Below are 14,568 nucleotides of genomic sequence, written 5' to 3'. Positions count from 1 at the left end.
GAGATCGAGGAGATTCGGGAGCCGGGTGTCCTGGCGATGACGGTCGCCGCTGATTCGGTGCTGTTGTCGGAGGATGGGTCGACGTTGCTGGTTCGTCAGTTCACTGGTGAGTTGCCGACGGTGACGGTCACCGACACCCGTACGCCGGACGAGGTGCCTGCGGGTGCGGCGTGGGCGGTGTTGGGTAGCGCGACCGATTTTGTCGGTGACGCGGATCAGGCGCCGATCGGTGCCGGGCATCTGGGTTGGAAGCCGAGGCTGATCGATGGTGGGGACACCGGTCTGGTCAGTGAGGGTGAAGAGGTCGTCACGGTGTTGGACGAGCCGACGCAGCCGGGTAACAACGTGGGTCTGGTGGACCAGGAGTTGCTGGTGTCGACTTTCGATTCGGGTGCGGTGACTCCTGGTGAGTACACGGTTGATGCGGATCTGTTCCTGCGGACTCCGGCGGATGTCGAGGCTGGTGCGTACACCTCGACGCTGACCCTGTCCCTGTTCGAGTAAGGAACCGACGGTGCGGGCCACCCCCGACGGGGTGGCCCGCACCCCGGTGCTACGACACCTGCCGCCGGTGCCGTACGGCCGACATCGGGGCGGCTTCGCCCGGGTCCCGACACGGCCCGGAGCAGCGCCCGCCATGATGAGACGGTGAAAATCCTGTCCATCCAGTCCTCGGTCGCCTACGGCTACGTCGGCAACTCCGCCGCCGTGTTCCCGCTGCAACGACTCGGGCACGAGGTCTGGCCGGTACTGACCGTGCACTTCTCCAACCACACCGGGTACGGCGCGTGGCGCGGCCCGCTGCTGGCACCGGCCGACGTCGCCCAGGTGATCGCCGGCATCGCCGACCGGGGCGTCCTCGGTGACGCCGACGCGATCCTCTCCGGCTACCAGGGCGACCCGGCGATGGGCGCGGTGATCCTCGACGCGGTGAGCCTGGTCAAGACCGCCAACCCGGACGCCGTCTACTGCTGCGACCCGGTGATGGGTGACGTGGGCCGGGGCATGTTCGTCCGGCCGGGTATCCCGGAGTACCTGCGCGACGTGGTGGTGCCCCGAGCCGACATCGTCACCCCGAACCAGTTCGAGCTGGAGTTCCTCGCCGGCCGCCGGACCGACTCGGTGGTGGATCTGCTGGCCGCCGTCGACATCGTCCGGGCGAGCGGGCCACGGCACGTCCTGGTCACCAGCGTGCTGCACGGCGCCGTACCGGCGGGATCGCTGGACGTGGTGGCGGTCTCCGACGAGGGCGCCTGGGCGGTGACCACCCCGCTGCTGCCGATCAACCCGAACGGCGGCGGCGACGTCACCGCCGCGCTCTACCTCGCGCACCTTCGGATCAGCGGCTCGCCGGCCATCGCTCTGGAACGGACCACCGCCTCGATCTTCGCTGTGCTGGAGGCCACCCTGGCCGCCGGCACCCGCGAACTCCAGCTGATCGCCGCCCAGGAGGCGATCGCCCACCCGCCGAACCGGTTCCCGGCCCGCCGCCTGCGCTAGACCGACCGCGACGCACCGCGGCCGAACCGCGACGCACCGCGCTGGACCTGTCGCGCCGGGAGGTGCGCTGCTCAGGCCGGAGGCCACCGCCCCGGGATGGGGAGGTGGCCTCCGGATCGTTCGAGCGGTCCGGCCGCCACCGTCCCGACCAGCCGCGTGGGGGTCACCACGGCGAGCCGGCCAGGGACGATGGCGGCCGATCCGGTACTAGCCGGCGCGGCAGGAGGACAGCACGCCCACCAGGCCGACGCCCGGGTTCTTCAGCGGCAGCTTGGTCGACGCGGCCGGGCAACGCGGCACGGACACGTCGTAGATGCCGCGGCCGAACGTGGCGGCGGTCAGCTGCCGGCTCGGCTCGTGGTAGCGCAGGTACATCACCGGCGCCTGCGGCAGGTTCTTACCGAGCGCGGCCCACTCCCCGCCGTTCCAGCCGGAGAGGAAGACACCGACGTCGGTGCCGACCATCAGCAGACCGTCCTTGCTCGGGATGATCGAGTTGACCGGCGCGTCCGGCAGGCCCTGGCCGATGTCGATCCAGTTCAGCCCACCGTCGCGGGTCATCATCACGTGCGCCCGGCTGCTGCCCGAACGGAAGCCGGAGAACGTCGCGTACGCGATGTTGGCGTCCTTCGGGTTGACCGCGATCCGGGTGACCCAGGTGCCCGGCAGCTTGGCCTGGTCGACCTCGTTCCAGGTGGCGCCGAGGTCACGGGTCCACCAGACCTTGCCCTCGTCGGTGCCCACGTACAGGGTGTTGCTGTCGCTGGGCGCGACGGCGACCGTGGTGATCGTGCCCCACGGGTAGCCGGACGGGTCGTTCGGGCCACCGTTGGTCAGGTCGGGGCTGATCGGGGTCCAGGTACGACCGTTGTCCGTCGACCGGTTCACGATGTTGCCGGCGTAGTACATGACGTTCGGGTCGTTCGGGTCGAACAGCAGCGGGGTGAGCCAGTTGCGCCGCTGCGAGGTGGTCTGGCCGGTACCGATGTTCTGACGCGGCGTGCCACCGGCGTTCTCCGACCGGTAGCAGGCACCGTACTGGCTGCACCCGAAGACGATGTTCGGGTTCTCCGGGTGGATGATGGTCTGCAGACCGTCACCACAGCCGATGGGGTTCCACGGGCCGAGGCGGCCGTTGTAGCCACGGTTGCACCCGTTGTCCTGGGCGCCGGCGACCTTCAGGCTCGGGTCGGTCTCGGCGACGTCGACCGTGTAGAACTGGGTGTACCGCTCGTCGGTGGCCTTCACCCAGCCGGCCGCGCCATTCTGCTCCGAGCGGTAGACGCCACCGTCGTTACCGAGGTAGACCCGGCCCGGCACCTTCGGGTCCCAGCGCATGACGTGCTGGTCGGCGTGCGGCCCGCGCACCGAGGAGAAGCTCTGCGCGCCGTTGGTGGAGCGCATCAGGTTGACGCCCATCAGGTACAGGTGGTCGGCGTCGGTCGGGTCGACCCAGATCTTGCCGAACCACCAGCTGAAGGTCGACTGCGAGGCCTGGTTCGCGTTGACCGGCATCAGCGTCCAGCTGTCGCCACCGTCGTCCGAGCGGTAGAACGCCCGGAACGGGCCGATGGCGGTGCCCACGTACGCGTAGAGACGCTGCGGGTTGTTCGGCGCCACGGCCAGGCCCCAGCGGCCCTGGTCGGCGTCGGTCGGCAGACCGTTGGTCATCCGCTGCCAGTTCTCGCCGCCGTCGTCGGAGCGCCAGAGGCTGGAACCGGGGCCACCGTAGGTGCGCTGGTGCGGCTCCCGCAGGTGGTCCCACATCGCGGCGTACACCCGGTTGGGGTTGCTCGGGTCGATGATGACCTCGGTGGCGCCGGTGCGGGCGTTCGGCGGGGCGAGGACCTGCCGCCAGTTGTCACCGCCGTCCTCACTGAGGTAGACGCCGCGCTCGCCGCCGGGGACGAACAGGTTGCCGGTGGCCGCCGCGAAGATCCGGTCCTCGTTGGTCGGGTCGATGGACAGCCGGCCGATGGCGTGGCTGTCGGTCAGACCGACCCGCTTCCAGGAGGCGCCACGGTCGGTGGAGCGGTAGATGCCGTCACCGCCGAAGGTGATGGAACCACCGCCGGGCTGGGCCTCACCGCTACCGGCGAACAGGACGCCGTCGCTGGTCATGGCCAGCGCACCGATGGGCTGGGACCAGCTGTCCGGCCAGGCCGGGGTGAAGGTGTCACCGGCGTCGCTGGACTTCCACACACCACCGGAGGCGGCGGCGATGAACAGCTGGTCCGGCACCTGCGGGTCGACGGCGATGTCGACGACCCGGCCACCGATGTTCAGCGGCCCGAAGAAGTCCCACTGGCGCTCCGCCAAATGCCGGTAGACGCTCTTGGTGCGGGCGGCGACCTGGTTGGCCTGGCCCCGGGCGTTGGCGTACTTGATGGCCGACAGGTTGGTGCTGCCGTCACTCATCCGCTGGGCGGTCATCCACTCGTCCGGCACCTCCATCGGGCCGGTGGGCAGGTTGGTGGCCAGCGACGGTGCAGCGGGGGGTGGGCTGGACGACGCGGCCAACGCGACTGTGGCGAGTAGCCCGACCACAGCTGTCGCCGCCAGTCCGCGATAGTGTCTCGCGAACGTAAGTTTCATGGGGGTCTCTCCTGATCCGGACGCGAACGGTCCTTCCTGCGCACGCTAGAGCGCTGGTCGGTGCACGTCACCGATCAACTGTCGGGGAAACACCCGGTCCGGTTAGGACACATGTCGAGGCGGGTCATCCGCCGCTGCGGAACTCGGGCAGACCGGCGTCCTCGGAGTCCGGCCCGACCACGACGGTCAGGCTGGAACCGTCGGCACACAGCGCCGAGGCCCGCAGATACATCCGCCGCGCCTCGGTCCGGGCCAGCACCTCGGTCTCGAAGACCTCGTCCTCGACGCGCAGCACGTCGAGGTCCGTACGCTGCTCGTAGTGCGCGCGAACGTCCAGTGGCGACATCCGCAGCGTCGCCTCCACGGTGGTCAGCACGCCCTGCTGCACCACGGCGGTGACCCGGGAACCCTCGGGCAGGGCCAGACCCGGCACGTCGGCGTCGACCTCCGGGTCGTCGTCGATCGGCACCCGGTCGCAGCTGGGCAGGTTCGCCAACAGGTCACGCCCGCCCCCGGACGGTGCCGCCGAGCCGTCACCACAGGCGGCCAGCAGCGGGAGGACGACGACGGTGGCGGCCAGTACCCGCAATCTCATCGCAGCAGGATGCCAGCTCATCGCAGCACCCGCCAGCGTCGTACGGCCAGCAGCAGCACGATGATGATCACGGCAGTGATCAGCATCAACAGGATGGTGACGAGTGAGCCGTACGCGAAGCCGGAGAACTCGAAGACCTGGTCGAAGATGTACACCGGCAGGTACAGGGTGGCGTTGGCGGGTCGGCCGTCGGTGAGCACGTACGCCGGCACGAAGTTGACCTGGAGGGTGAGGATGATGTCCCGCACCGCCAGCAGCACCAGCACCGGGGCGAGCAGCGGCAGGGTGAGCCGACGCAGTTGACCGAACGGGCCGCAGCCCTCCAACGCGGCCGCCTCGTACAGCCGCCCGTTGAGCAGCCGGCGGGCGGCGAGCACCACCACGAAGCCCTCGCCGATGGGGAAGGCCAGCATCAACACCACCCCGATGCGGGCCGTGCTCGGGTCGGCCAGCCAGTTGTAGCCCTGGTGACCGAACAGCCCGAGAAGTTGGTTCAGCGGACCGTACAGCGGGTTGAGCACCCACAGGAACAGCACCGCCAGGGCCACGTCGGGGATGACTGTGGGCAGGTAGACGGCGGTGCGGAACCAGCGGCCACCCGGACGGGGCGCGGCGAGCAGCAGACCGAGCCCCACCGCGGCGACGAACCGTACCGGCACGGCGAGCGCCACGTGGAACAGGGAGGCCTCCAGGCTGTCGAGCAGGAACCGGTCGTGGAGCATCCGGCGGATGTTGTCCAGCCCGATGAACTGCGGGTCCCGGGTCAGGCCGGTGTGGTCGGTGAACGCGTACCCGAGGTTGAGCAGCGCCGGCACCGCGACCAGCAGCGCCACCGCGATGGCGTACGGGGCGAGGAACGCCCAACCGGTCAGGGGCCGCCGGGGACGGCTCATCGTCGCCGGCCGGTGGTCGCGTCGAACCGGTGCAGCCGATCGGCGCGCAGCCGCACCTCGTCTCCGGGGGCCACGCCGGGGCGCGGGCCGGTGCGCACGATCAGCCGGGTGCCGTCCGGGCAGCGGGTCGACAGGTTCGCCTCGCTGCCCAGCGACTCCACCGCCTCGACGGTGGCGGTGACCGGCCCGGCGTCGTCGAGGGCCAGGTCCTCCGGCCGTACGCCGATGGTCAGGGTGGCGTCGCCGCCGAGCACCCCGCCGCCGGGCACCAGGTTCATCGGCGGACTGCCGAGGAACCCGGCGACGAACGTGTCGGCCGGCTCGTCGTACACCTGCTGGGGTGGGCCGACCTGGCGAATCTGCCCGTCGGCCAGCACCACCACCCGGTCGCCGAGGGTCATCGCCTCGTGCTGGTCGTGGGTGACGTGGATGGTGGTGGTGCGCAGTTCCCGGTGCAGGGCCAGCAGGTCGGTGCGGGTGGCGAAGCGCAGCGGACCGTCCAGGCTGGCCAGTGGCTCGTCGAGCAGGTAGACGCTCGGGTCGCGCAACAACGCCCGGGCCAGCGCCACCCGTTGACGCTGGCCGCCGGACATCTGGTCGGGGTAGCGGTCCAGCAGGTCGTCGATGCCGAGCCGCTGCGCGGCGGCCCGGGCCCGCTGCTCCGCCTCAGCCCGGCGCACGTTGCGCACCCGCAGCCCGAAGGTGAGGTTGCCCAGCACGGTCAGGTGCGGAAAGAGCGCGTAGTCCTGAAAGACCATCGCCACCGCGCGCCGGGGCGGCGGGACCGTGGCGACGTCGACGTCGTCGACCAGGATCCGGCCGCTGTCGGGCCGGTCCAGCCCGGCGATCAGCCGCAGGATCGTCGACTTGCCGGACCCGGAAGGGCCGACCAGGGTGATCAACTCACCGGCCGCCACCTCCAGATCCACGCGATCGACGGCGGGCTTGCCGGCGTACGAACGGGTCAGGGCCTCCAGGCGGATGACGCCTCTCATTTGCCCACCGAGAACAGCGGACGGACCCGGTCCTCCAGTTGGCGCAGCCCGTCCTCGCGGTCGATGCGGCCGTAGAAGACCTCGGCCAGCAGGCTGTTGCCCTCCTTCTCCACCCGCGACCAGCTGCCGGTGCGCGGGGTGGCCCGCAGGTACGGTTCCGCGTCGAGGAACACCTGCGAGGACCGGGGCGCCTTGGACGGGTCGAGGAAGGCGGGGGAGTTCGCCACCTCCAGCCGCGACGGCACCGTACGACCCGACTCGGCGAGGGTGCGCTGCCCGGCGTCGCCCATCGCGTACTCGATGAAGCGCCACGCCGGGCCGTGGTCGGCCAGGCCGGCGCTCATGCAGTACGCGTCGCTGTGCAGGATCGACGCCGGCCTCCCGCCCGGTGCCACCGGCAGCGGCGCGACGTCCCAGGTGAAGTCGGTGATGGTGCGCAGGGTGGGCACGGCGACCCGGCTGTTGAGGTACATGCCGAGGGTGCCGCGCAGGAACCGGGCCTCACTGGACTCGCTCTGCTCCTCGGCGTCCGGCGGCACCACCCCGTGGCGCGACTGGAGGTCGAGGAACCAGTCGACGGCCGCCCGGGAGGACGGGTTGTCGGTGAGGGTCAACCGGTTCGGCTTGTCCGGATCGTCGACCAGCTCACCACCGTTGGACCAGACGAACGGGGCGAGCCGGGGCAGCGACGGGTCGACACCGACGCCGTACCGGCCGTCGCGGGTCAACGCCTTCGCCGCGGCGAGGAAGTCGTCCCAGGTCCAACCCGCGGTCGGGGCGGGAATGCCGGCGGCGGTGAACAGGTCGACGTTGTAGTAGACGACGAGCGAGGACAGGTTCTGCGGCAGGCAGGTCAACTCCCGACCGTCGAACCGGAAGGCGTCCAGGGCCCGCGGGCTGAAGTCGCTCTCCCGGATCTCCTCGCTGGAGTCCAGGTACGACTGCACCGGCTCGATCACCCCCTGCGCGGCGAACTGGCCGTAGCGGCGGTAGTTGAGCAGGAACACGTCCGGCGGCTGGCCCCCGGCGAACGAGGTGGTCAACCGCGCCATCAGTTCGTCCTGGGTGGCCACGGGGGAGAGGGTGACCGGGATGTCGGGGTGGGCGGTGGTGAAGCCGGCGACCAGGTCCCGGTAGCCGGCGATCTCCTCGGCGTCACCGAACAGCACCACGGTGATGCCGTCGTCGTCCGTCGCCTTGTCACCGGACGAGCATCCGGTGCCGACCAGCAGCACCGTCAGCAGGGTGGCGCAGGCGCGCCGCCAGAGGGAGGTCATCGGCTTCCTTTCGAGCGAAGCGCCGCCAGTGGATCGTCGGCCAGCAGGACCCGCTGGGCGAGCAGAAACACAAGTACGCACGGCGCGGTGGCGATCACGCTGCCGGCCATCAGCAGCGGCCAGTCCGTCGGGTTGAGCAGCAGCAGGAACCGCAGCCCCAACGGCCAGGTGTAGCGGTCGCCGCTGGTCAGATAGAGCAGCGGGTCGATGAAGTTGGACCAGTGGAAGGTGAAGGCGAGCACCGCCACGGCCAGCGTCGCCGGTTTGACCTGTGGCATCGCCAGCCGTCGCCAGATGGTCAGCCATCCGGCGCCCTCCAGCCGGGCGGCCTGCAACTGGCTGTCCGGTATGCCGCCGAAGCTCCAGGCGTACAGCAGGATCAGGAACGGGCTGACGGCCAGCGCCGCCGGCGCCAGCAGCGGCAGGTACGTGTCGACCGCGCCGAAGAGCCGGAACACCTCGAACCGGGTGGCCCACACGGCGGTGACCGGCACCAGCAGCACGACCAGTAGCGCGAGCAGCGCCCGGCGGCGCGCGGTCCCGGACAGCAGCCGCAGCCCGAATCCGGTCAGCGCGGCCACCAGCACGGTCAGCGGTACGGCCAGCGCCACCACCAGCGCTGAGTTGGCCAGGTACCGGGCCAGCGGCACCAGTTCCGGCAGCCGGGTGTACGCGGCGGTGGTGGGATCGGCCGGCCACAGTTCCAGGGTCCGTGGCGGTGGGGAACCGGCCGGTCGCAGCGAGCCGACCAGCATGAACCACAGTGGCGCGACGAAAATCGCCGCGAAGATGGCGGGCACGACGAACCGCCCGAGCCATCGCCCGACCACCGCGCCACCCCCTGCTTTCCGGACCCCTCGGCCGAACCTAGGGATCGGCCCGCCATCGGTCATCGGGCACCTGTCGAAGATCTCGGAGCCGGGTTGCTACGTGTGTCGCAGATGGTCTACTCCTCGGGCCGATGCTGCCCGGTGAGCCGGGCCAGCTTGAGCCCCAGATGCAGGCAGAGTCGCTCGTCGCCGTCCTTGAGGTCGGTGTCGGCGAGTTCCTCGATCCGTTGCAGTCGGTAGTAGAGGGTGGTGCGGTGCAGCCGCAGCCGCGCGGCCGTGGCGTGCGCGTTGCCGGCCTGGTCCAGGTACCGCTCAAGTGTGGTCAGCAGGACCTGACTGCCCGGGGTGGCCAGCAGCCGGGCCAGCCCGGGATGCACGTCGGCCACCGTGAGCTGCTGGTCGCCGAGTCGGGCCAGCGCCCGGTAGCTGCCCAAGCCGGACCAGAAGACGACCCGGCCCAGCGCGGGCAGTTGCGCACCGACCCGTGCCGCGTGCAAAGCCTCGATGTACGACTCGGCGGCGTCGGCCAGCCGCGCCCGCGTCTGACCGACGCCGACCACGGTACGTTCCACCGAGCCGAGTGCGCGGGTGACGTGTTGCAGGTCCTCGTCGAGTTGGCGGGCGGCGATCTCGGGCGCGGGCCGTCCGGCGACCGGCTCGGCCGGTAGCAGCAGTACGCCGTGGTCGTGGCGGATCAGATGCAGGGCCTCCCTGATGCCGGCCCGTCGGCGGGCGGCCACCAGCGCCTGTTCCAGCGCGATCCGGGCCAACTCGTCCGGCTGCCGCTGCGCGGGTGCGACCAGCCGTGCCACGAGCGCCGTCCGGGGCCCGTCGGCGGCGATCATCCCCGCCTCCAGCAGGGCACGGGCCGCCTGGTCGCGGGTCTCCGGGCTGTCGGCGAGCAGCGTACGGGCCGCCTCGGTCTCCCGTTGCGCGGCCAGTTCGCCGAGCAGGTTCTCCCGGTACAGCGCCAGGGAGAGTTCCTTGAGCAGCCCCGTGGCGGTCAGGTCGACGTCGGTCATGGTGCCGTCGGGATCGATGAACCAGACGTAGCCGAGTAGCAGTTCGTGGTGCCGTACCGGCACGCACAACCGGGGCAGCATGCCCAGGTCCGGCCGGGCAGGAGTGCGTACCGGCCCGCGTGCGTCGGCCAGGCCGAGGTCACGTACCCAGGCGACGACCTCCGGGCTGCTCTGCCGGCGCAGGATCGATGCCCGGCGGACCTCGTCGGTCAGCCCGTTCTGCTCGCTGTACACGACGACCCGTTGCCGACGGTCCTCGATCAGTGCGGGACGTCCGGCGTGGGCGGCGACGGCGTCGACGATGCGTTGCAGTTCGCCCCGCACCAGCCCCCCTCTCACGTTGTGGATCCCTGGCGGGCGGCAGAACCGCCCCGCGCGCCGCCGCCATGATCAGAATCCTGTCTACACCCGGGATAGGCGTACAACCAGGTTGGTTCGTTACAGTCACGCGGATCATTCTCGCGTTGCCTGTCACATAAGCTGGCCCGTGATGAGCCGACCACCGAGCCGTGCTCCCGGCGACCTGCGGGTTCACCTGCGACGGGCACGCGATCACATGGACCGCCACTACACCGAGGCGCTGGACCTTGCCGCCGTCGCGGCCGTCGCAGGCATCAGCAAATATCACTTCCATCGATTGTTCACCATCACGTACGGGCTCTCACCGGCCGCGTACCTGTCGCAACGGCGCATCGAGCGGGCCCAGGACCTGTTGCGGGCCACCAACCTCACCGTGACCGAGGTCTGCTATGCGGTCGGCTTCGCCAGCCTCGGCTCGTTCAGCAGCCGGTTCCGCGAACTCGTCGGCGAGTCACCCAGCGAGTTCCAGCGCCGGTGGGCGCAGGCCGGCACCCCGCACATCCCGGGCTGTTTCGTGTTCATGTGGGGGCTCGCCGAGCGACGCGACGACGCCGCAAGCTAGGAGAAGCCGCCACGGCGCCGACAGGGCCTAGCCTGGCCCTCATGATTACGAACGTCTCGCTGACCAGCGTTTTCGTCAAGGACATCGACGCCGCCAAGGCGTTCTACATCGACGTGCTCGGCTTCGTCGAGCGCACCGACATCACCATCGGCGACGGGTCCTACCGCTGGTGCACCGTCGGCCACCCCGGCCAACCGGAGTTGGAGGTGCACCTGCAACTTCCCGGGCCACCGCTGTCGCCGGAGGTGGCCGAGTTGTTCGCCCGGGCGCGCGACGAGGGCAGTCTGTTCGCCCTCGGTCTGGCTGTCGACGACTGCCGCAAGACCTACGACGACCTGCGGGCCAAGGGCGTGGAGTTCCTCCAGGAACCGGCGGACCGCCCGTACGGGGTGGAGGCCGTGGCCCGCGACAACTCCGGCAACTGGCTGGTCCTGGTCGAGCACAAGGAGTTCAGCCCGGCCGACTTCGACTGACCGACGCCCGTCGCCGACCGCCTCGCTGCCTCGCCCGGCGATCCGTACCGTCGGGCGGGGTGGGTCGCCACCGGTCAGGACGGCACGCGCGCGGATGCCGACAGCGGTCGACCTCAATACGCTGTCCGACATGCGGGTGTTCGACATGATCGTCGATGAGCGGCACCGGGCCGCCGACCTCCTGGACGGGCTGACGGCCGAACAACTGCGCCAGCCGAGTCTCTGTGCTGGCTGGACGGTGCACGACGTCGCCGCCCACCTCACCACGTACCTGCGCTTCGGCCAACTGAAGATCTACGCCGCGATCGTCACCACCGGCGCCGATTTCGACCGGTTCAATCTCCGGCTGACCCGCCGCGCCGCCCGCCTGCCGATCGAGGAGATCGTGGCGACGCTGCGGCGGTACGCCGCCTCCCGCACCACCATCCCGCGCTCCGGCTACGACCCGGTCCTGACCGACGTGCTGCTGCACGACCTGGACATGCGGGTTCCCCTGAACATCGCCCGCGACACCCCGGAGGAACGACTCCGGGTGGCGTTCCGCCACCTGACCGACCGGCCGTCACCCGGGTACACGATGGGCGACCGGCTGCACGGTCTGCGACTGGAGGCGACCGACACCGGATGGACGCACGGCAGCGGCCCGGTGGTACGCGGTCGCGCCGAAGCCCTGTTGCTCGGCATCGCCGGCCGGCCGTGGGCCTTCGACCAGTTGGCCGGCGACGGGCTGGCGCTGCTGCGGGAGCGGGTGCGGGCCCGGACCCGGCCGGGAACGATCCGCCGCCTGATGGCACCACTGCGGGTGCTCGCCAGCCCGCCACCACGAGACCGACGATCCCGCGACGCCGGGGCGCCCGGAGCGCGGTGAGCACCGCCGTCGACTGACCTCAGCGGACGGTGGAAGCTCAGACGGTGTTGCGGTAGCCGACGCTGATGACCCGGCGGGCCGTCTCGTCGTAGAACTTCGGATCACTCGGGGCGAAGGTGCCGAGACCGTCGACGTACCGGTTGACCATGCAGAAGGCCGCCGCGATCAGGACGGTGTCGTGGATCTCTTCGTCGGTGGCACCCTCGGTGCGGGCCGCCTCGACGAGTTCGGTGGTGACGTCGCGTCCGCTGCGCTGCACCGCGCCGGCGATGTGCAGCAGGGCGCGCAGCTTGGCGGAGATCGGTGCCGTGTCCAGGTCGGCGCGTACCTGGTCGACCAGGGACATGCCCTCGTCGAGCAGCGCGGCGGCGAACGCCGAATGCGCCGAGCAGCAGTAGGTGCACTCGTTCAGGCCCGAGACGTACGCGGCGATCAACTCGCGGTCGGCCGTCGGCAGGCTCAGTGGCCCACGCAGCAGGGTCTCCGCCAGTTCCAGCATCGGCTTGCCGGTGACCGGGCGGTACTTCAACGGCCCCCGTACCCCGGGAAACTCGGTTTCGTCCACACCCAGGTCGATATGTGCCATGACGTCATGCCCTCATTCGGTCGGCGAGTCGACAACGATGGCCGGTACGGCTCAGCGGTCCAGCACCGGTAGGTAGCCGTGGGTGGCGATCCGTTCGGACGCCTGCGCGTACCACCCTGGGTCGGCTGCCGGTAGGGTGCCGAGGCCGTCGACGTACCGGTTGAACATGCAGAAGGCCGCTGCGATCAGCACCGTGTCGTGGATCTCGAGGTCGGTGGCGCCTTCCGTGCGCGCGGCCTCGACCAGGTCGGCGGTGACGTCGCGTCCGCTGACCTGAACGGCGGCGGCGATACGCAGCAGGGCGCGCAGCTTCGCGGAGATCGGAGCGTGGTCCGGGTCGGCGTGAACCTGGTCGACCAGGGGCATGCCCTCGTCGAGTTGTGCCGCCGCGTAGGCCGAGTGCGCCGAGCAGCAGTAGGTGCACTCGTTGCGGCCGGAGACGTACGCGGCGATCAGTTCCCGTTCCCCTGCGGTGAGGGAGTGTGGTCCGCGCAGCAGCACCTCGACCAGGTCGAGCAACGGTCGGCCGGTCTCCGGTCGGAAGCGCAGCGGCCCACGGATGCCGGGGAACTCGGACTCCTGCACCCCCAGATCGATGTGTGCGATCGTGTCACTCTCCTCGACGTCGAAGCGAATCCATAGAACCTAGTGAATTACCTTCGGCCCCTCAAGGGGCTGACTGTCCTCTGTCGGAAGCTGTCCACTGCGGACCTTGCGGTGCTGGCGGCGGTCGACCAGTCGCAGCGACCAGCCCGTCATGGCGGTGGTGACGAGGGCCATGACGACGAGCGCGAGGTACAGCTGCCCGGTCACGATGCCGGCGGCGTGTCCGGCCTGCAGTAGCGCGATCTCGGTGAGGCCGCGGGCGTTGAGCAGCACTCCGATCCGCTGCGCGGTGTGTGGCGTCTCGCCGGCCAGGCGGGCGCCGACGTAGCTGCCGACGGTCTTGCCGATCACGGCGAGGGCGGTCGCCACGGTGATCGCCAACCACGGTACGGCCGTGGCCCCGGTGGACCAGACGGTGAGGCCGGTGGCGACGAAGAACGCCGGCAGCAGCGCGGTGCCGAGACGGTTGATTCGGGTGACGGCTGCCGCCGCCCAGGGTTGCTTTGCCGGCAGGCACAGCCCGACGAGGAAGGCGCCGGAGATCGCGGTCAGTCCGCCGGACTCGGTGGCGTGTGCGGCGACCAGGGCGACCACGGCGATCACCGCGGCGACGGGGTAGGGGTGTCGGGCGAGCGCCGGCGGCACGGTACGGGCGGCGAGCAGACGGCGGAGCAGGAGCGAGGCACCGAGCCCGCCGACGAGCACCAGGATGGCGGTCAACGCCGCATGGGTGCCGGTGCCGGCGAGACCGACCGCGGTGCCGAGCAGCAGCCAGGCGATCGCGTCGACGACCACCGCGGAGGACAGGGACAGTCTGGCGGCGCGGGTGCCGGTCAGGCGATGGTCGGCGATGATGCGGGCGAGGACGGGCACCGCCGAGACGGTGAGCGCGATGGTGACGAAGATGAGGAACGCGGGCCGGGGAGCGCTGCCGCGCAGGTCGGGGTCGTTCTGCCAGAGGAGCCACCCGGTCAGTGCGGCGCCGGCTGCCAGCGACGGGAACAGCGTCCCGGCCGTCACCCAGGCGATCACCCGACCCCGCAGGGACACTGTGGAGGCGGTGAGTTCGGTGGCGGTGGCGACGAGGAACAGGACGAGGCCGACGTGACCGCAGAGGTGCAGGACGGTCAGGACGTCGGCGGGAAGTAGGGTCCGGCGGGCCTCCTCGCCGCCGAGCGTCAGGATGAGCGGGCCTGCGAGCAGTCCCAGCGTGATCTCCCCGACCACCCCCGGTTGGCCGACGAACCGGGCGAGCCGACGGAAGAGGTGGGCGGCGGTGAGGACGATGGTGAGCGCAGCGACGCTGTGCAGCCCGCTGACCGTGTAGCTGACCGCGCCGTTCACAACTGTGACATCTGGTGGGCGGTCGGACCGGACGAGTGGGTGCCGCTGCGGCGTGCTGGCCG

15 protein-coding genes are annotated in these 14,568 nt (G+C 70.6%); 5 read left to right on the top strand and 10 right to left on the bottom strand.

Annotated elements, in window-relative coordinates:
- Together JMF97_RS26780 and pdxY are read left to right on the top strand one after the other, a co-directional pair.
- The coding region (locus JMF97_RS26780; RefSeq protein WP_203221434.1) for a hypothetical protein at positions 1-504 on the top strand (504 nt) is incomplete at its 5' end.
- Positions 505-648: 144 nt separating this feature from the next.
- Positions 649-1,500, top strand: a complete 852-nt coding sequence (gene pdxY / locus JMF97_RS26775; protein ID WP_203224037.1) for a pyridoxal kinase PdxY — start codon at positions 649-651, stop codon at positions 1,498-1,500.
- Between the two features lie 207 nt (positions 1,501-1,707).
- Here pdxY and JMF97_RS26770 read toward each other — a convergent pair whose 3' ends face one another.
- The 7 genes from JMF97_RS26770 to JMF97_RS31560 all read right to left on the bottom strand — a co-directional run bounded on the left by JMF97_RS26770 (position 1,708) and on the right by JMF97_RS31560 (position 10,046).
- Positions 1,708-4,095 (bottom strand): WD40/YVTN/BNR-like repeat-containing protein, encoded by a 2,388-nt coding sequence (locus JMF97_RS26770; protein WP_238360190.1) that lies wholly within the window; start codon positions 4,093-4,095, stop codon positions 1,708-1,710.
- A gap of 124 nt (positions 4,096-4,219) precedes the next feature.
- Positions 4,220-4,690 (bottom strand): hypothetical protein, encoded by a 471-nt coding sequence (locus tag JMF97_RS26765; RefSeq protein WP_203224036.1) that lies wholly within the window; start codon positions 4,688-4,690, stop codon positions 4,220-4,222.
- A gap of 17 nt (positions 4,691-4,707) precedes the next feature.
- The gene (locus JMF97_RS26760; RefSeq protein WP_203224035.1) at positions 4,708-5,583 is read right to left on the bottom strand and encodes a carbohydrate ABC transporter permease; all 876 of its coding nucleotides are present in this window, start codon (positions 5,581-5,583) and stop codon (positions 4,708-4,710) included.
- Complete coding sequence (locus tag JMF97_RS26755) at positions 5,580-6,578, bottom strand: ABC transporter ATP-binding protein (RefSeq protein WP_203224034.1); 999 nt, start codon at positions 6,576-6,578, stop codon at positions 5,580-5,582. The genes JMF97_RS26760 and JMF97_RS26755 overlap by 4 nt, the downstream gene beginning before the upstream one ends.
- Positions 6,575-7,855, bottom strand: a complete 1,281-nt coding sequence (locus JMF97_RS26750; RefSeq protein WP_126710861.1) for an ABC transporter substrate-binding protein — start codon at positions 7,853-7,855, stop codon at positions 6,575-6,577. Before JMF97_RS26750 ends, JMF97_RS26755 begins: the two co-directional genes overlap by 4 nt.
- On the bottom strand, positions 7,852-8,685 hold the full coding sequence (locus JMF97_RS26745; protein ID WP_203224033.1) for a carbohydrate ABC transporter permease: 834 nt from the start codon (positions 8,683-8,685) through the stop codon (positions 7,852-7,854). The genes JMF97_RS26750 and JMF97_RS26745 overlap by 4 nt, the downstream gene beginning before the upstream one ends.
- A 116-nt stretch (positions 8,686-8,801) precedes the next feature.
- A complete protein-coding gene (locus tag JMF97_RS31560; protein ID WP_203224032.1) occupies positions 8,802-10,046 on the bottom strand; it encodes a PucR family transcriptional regulator in 1,245 nt (414 codons plus the stop codon).
- Positions 10,047-10,197: 151 nt separating this feature from the next.
- Here JMF97_RS31560 and JMF97_RS26735 point away from each other — a divergent pair, with 151 nt between their 5' ends.
- From JMF97_RS26735 to JMF97_RS26725, 3 genes are all read left to right on the top strand, one after another.
- On the top strand, positions 10,198-10,629 hold the full coding sequence (locus tag JMF97_RS26735) for a helix-turn-helix transcriptional regulator (RefSeq protein ID WP_043721121.1): 432 nt from the start codon (positions 10,198-10,200) through the stop codon (positions 10,627-10,629).
- Positions 10,630-10,670: 41 nt separating this feature from the next.
- Complete coding sequence (locus JMF97_RS26730; RefSeq protein WP_013734219.1) at positions 10,671-11,102, top strand: VOC family protein; 432 nt, start codon at positions 10,671-10,673, stop codon at positions 11,100-11,102.
- A 130-nt stretch (positions 11,103-11,232) separates the two neighbouring features.
- The gene (locus JMF97_RS26725; protein WP_203224031.1) at positions 11,233-11,970 is read left to right on the top strand and encodes a maleylpyruvate isomerase family mycothiol-dependent enzyme; all 738 of its coding nucleotides are present in this window, start codon (positions 11,233-11,235) and stop codon (positions 11,968-11,970) included.
- Between the two features lie 37 nt (positions 11,971-12,007).
- Here JMF97_RS26725 and JMF97_RS26720 read toward each other — a convergent pair whose 3' ends face one another.
- Genes JMF97_RS26720 through JMF97_RS26710 form a run of 3 tightly spaced genes read right to left on the bottom strand, consistent with a single transcriptional unit; the run spans position 12,008 to position 14,506 of the window.
- Positions 12,008-12,556 (bottom strand): carboxymuconolactone decarboxylase family protein, encoded by a 549-nt coding sequence (locus JMF97_RS26720; protein ID WP_203224030.1) that lies wholly within the window; start codon positions 12,554-12,556, stop codon positions 12,008-12,010.
- 51 nt (positions 12,557-12,607) lie between these two features.
- Positions 12,608-13,162, bottom strand: a complete 555-nt coding sequence (locus JMF97_RS26715; RefSeq protein WP_203224049.1) for a carboxymuconolactone decarboxylase family protein — start codon at positions 13,160-13,162, stop codon at positions 12,608-12,610.
- A gap of 39 nt (positions 13,163-13,201) precedes the next feature.
- Positions 13,202-14,506 (bottom strand): cation:proton antiporter, encoded by a 1,305-nt coding sequence (locus tag JMF97_RS26710; protein WP_203224029.1) that lies wholly within the window; start codon positions 14,504-14,506, stop codon positions 13,202-13,204.
- Between the last annotated feature and the right edge of the window lie 62 nt (positions 14,507-14,568).

Origin of the sequence: Micromonospora fiedleri (assembly GCF_016774385.1) — a bacterium.
In the GTDB taxonomy this organism is placed as follows: Bacteria; Actinomycetota; Actinomycetes; order Mycobacteriales; family Micromonosporaceae; genus Micromonospora; species Micromonospora gifhornensis.
The sequence above is the reverse complement of the archived record's forward strand: the minus strand, read 5'-3'. Positions and strand labels throughout refer to the sequence as shown.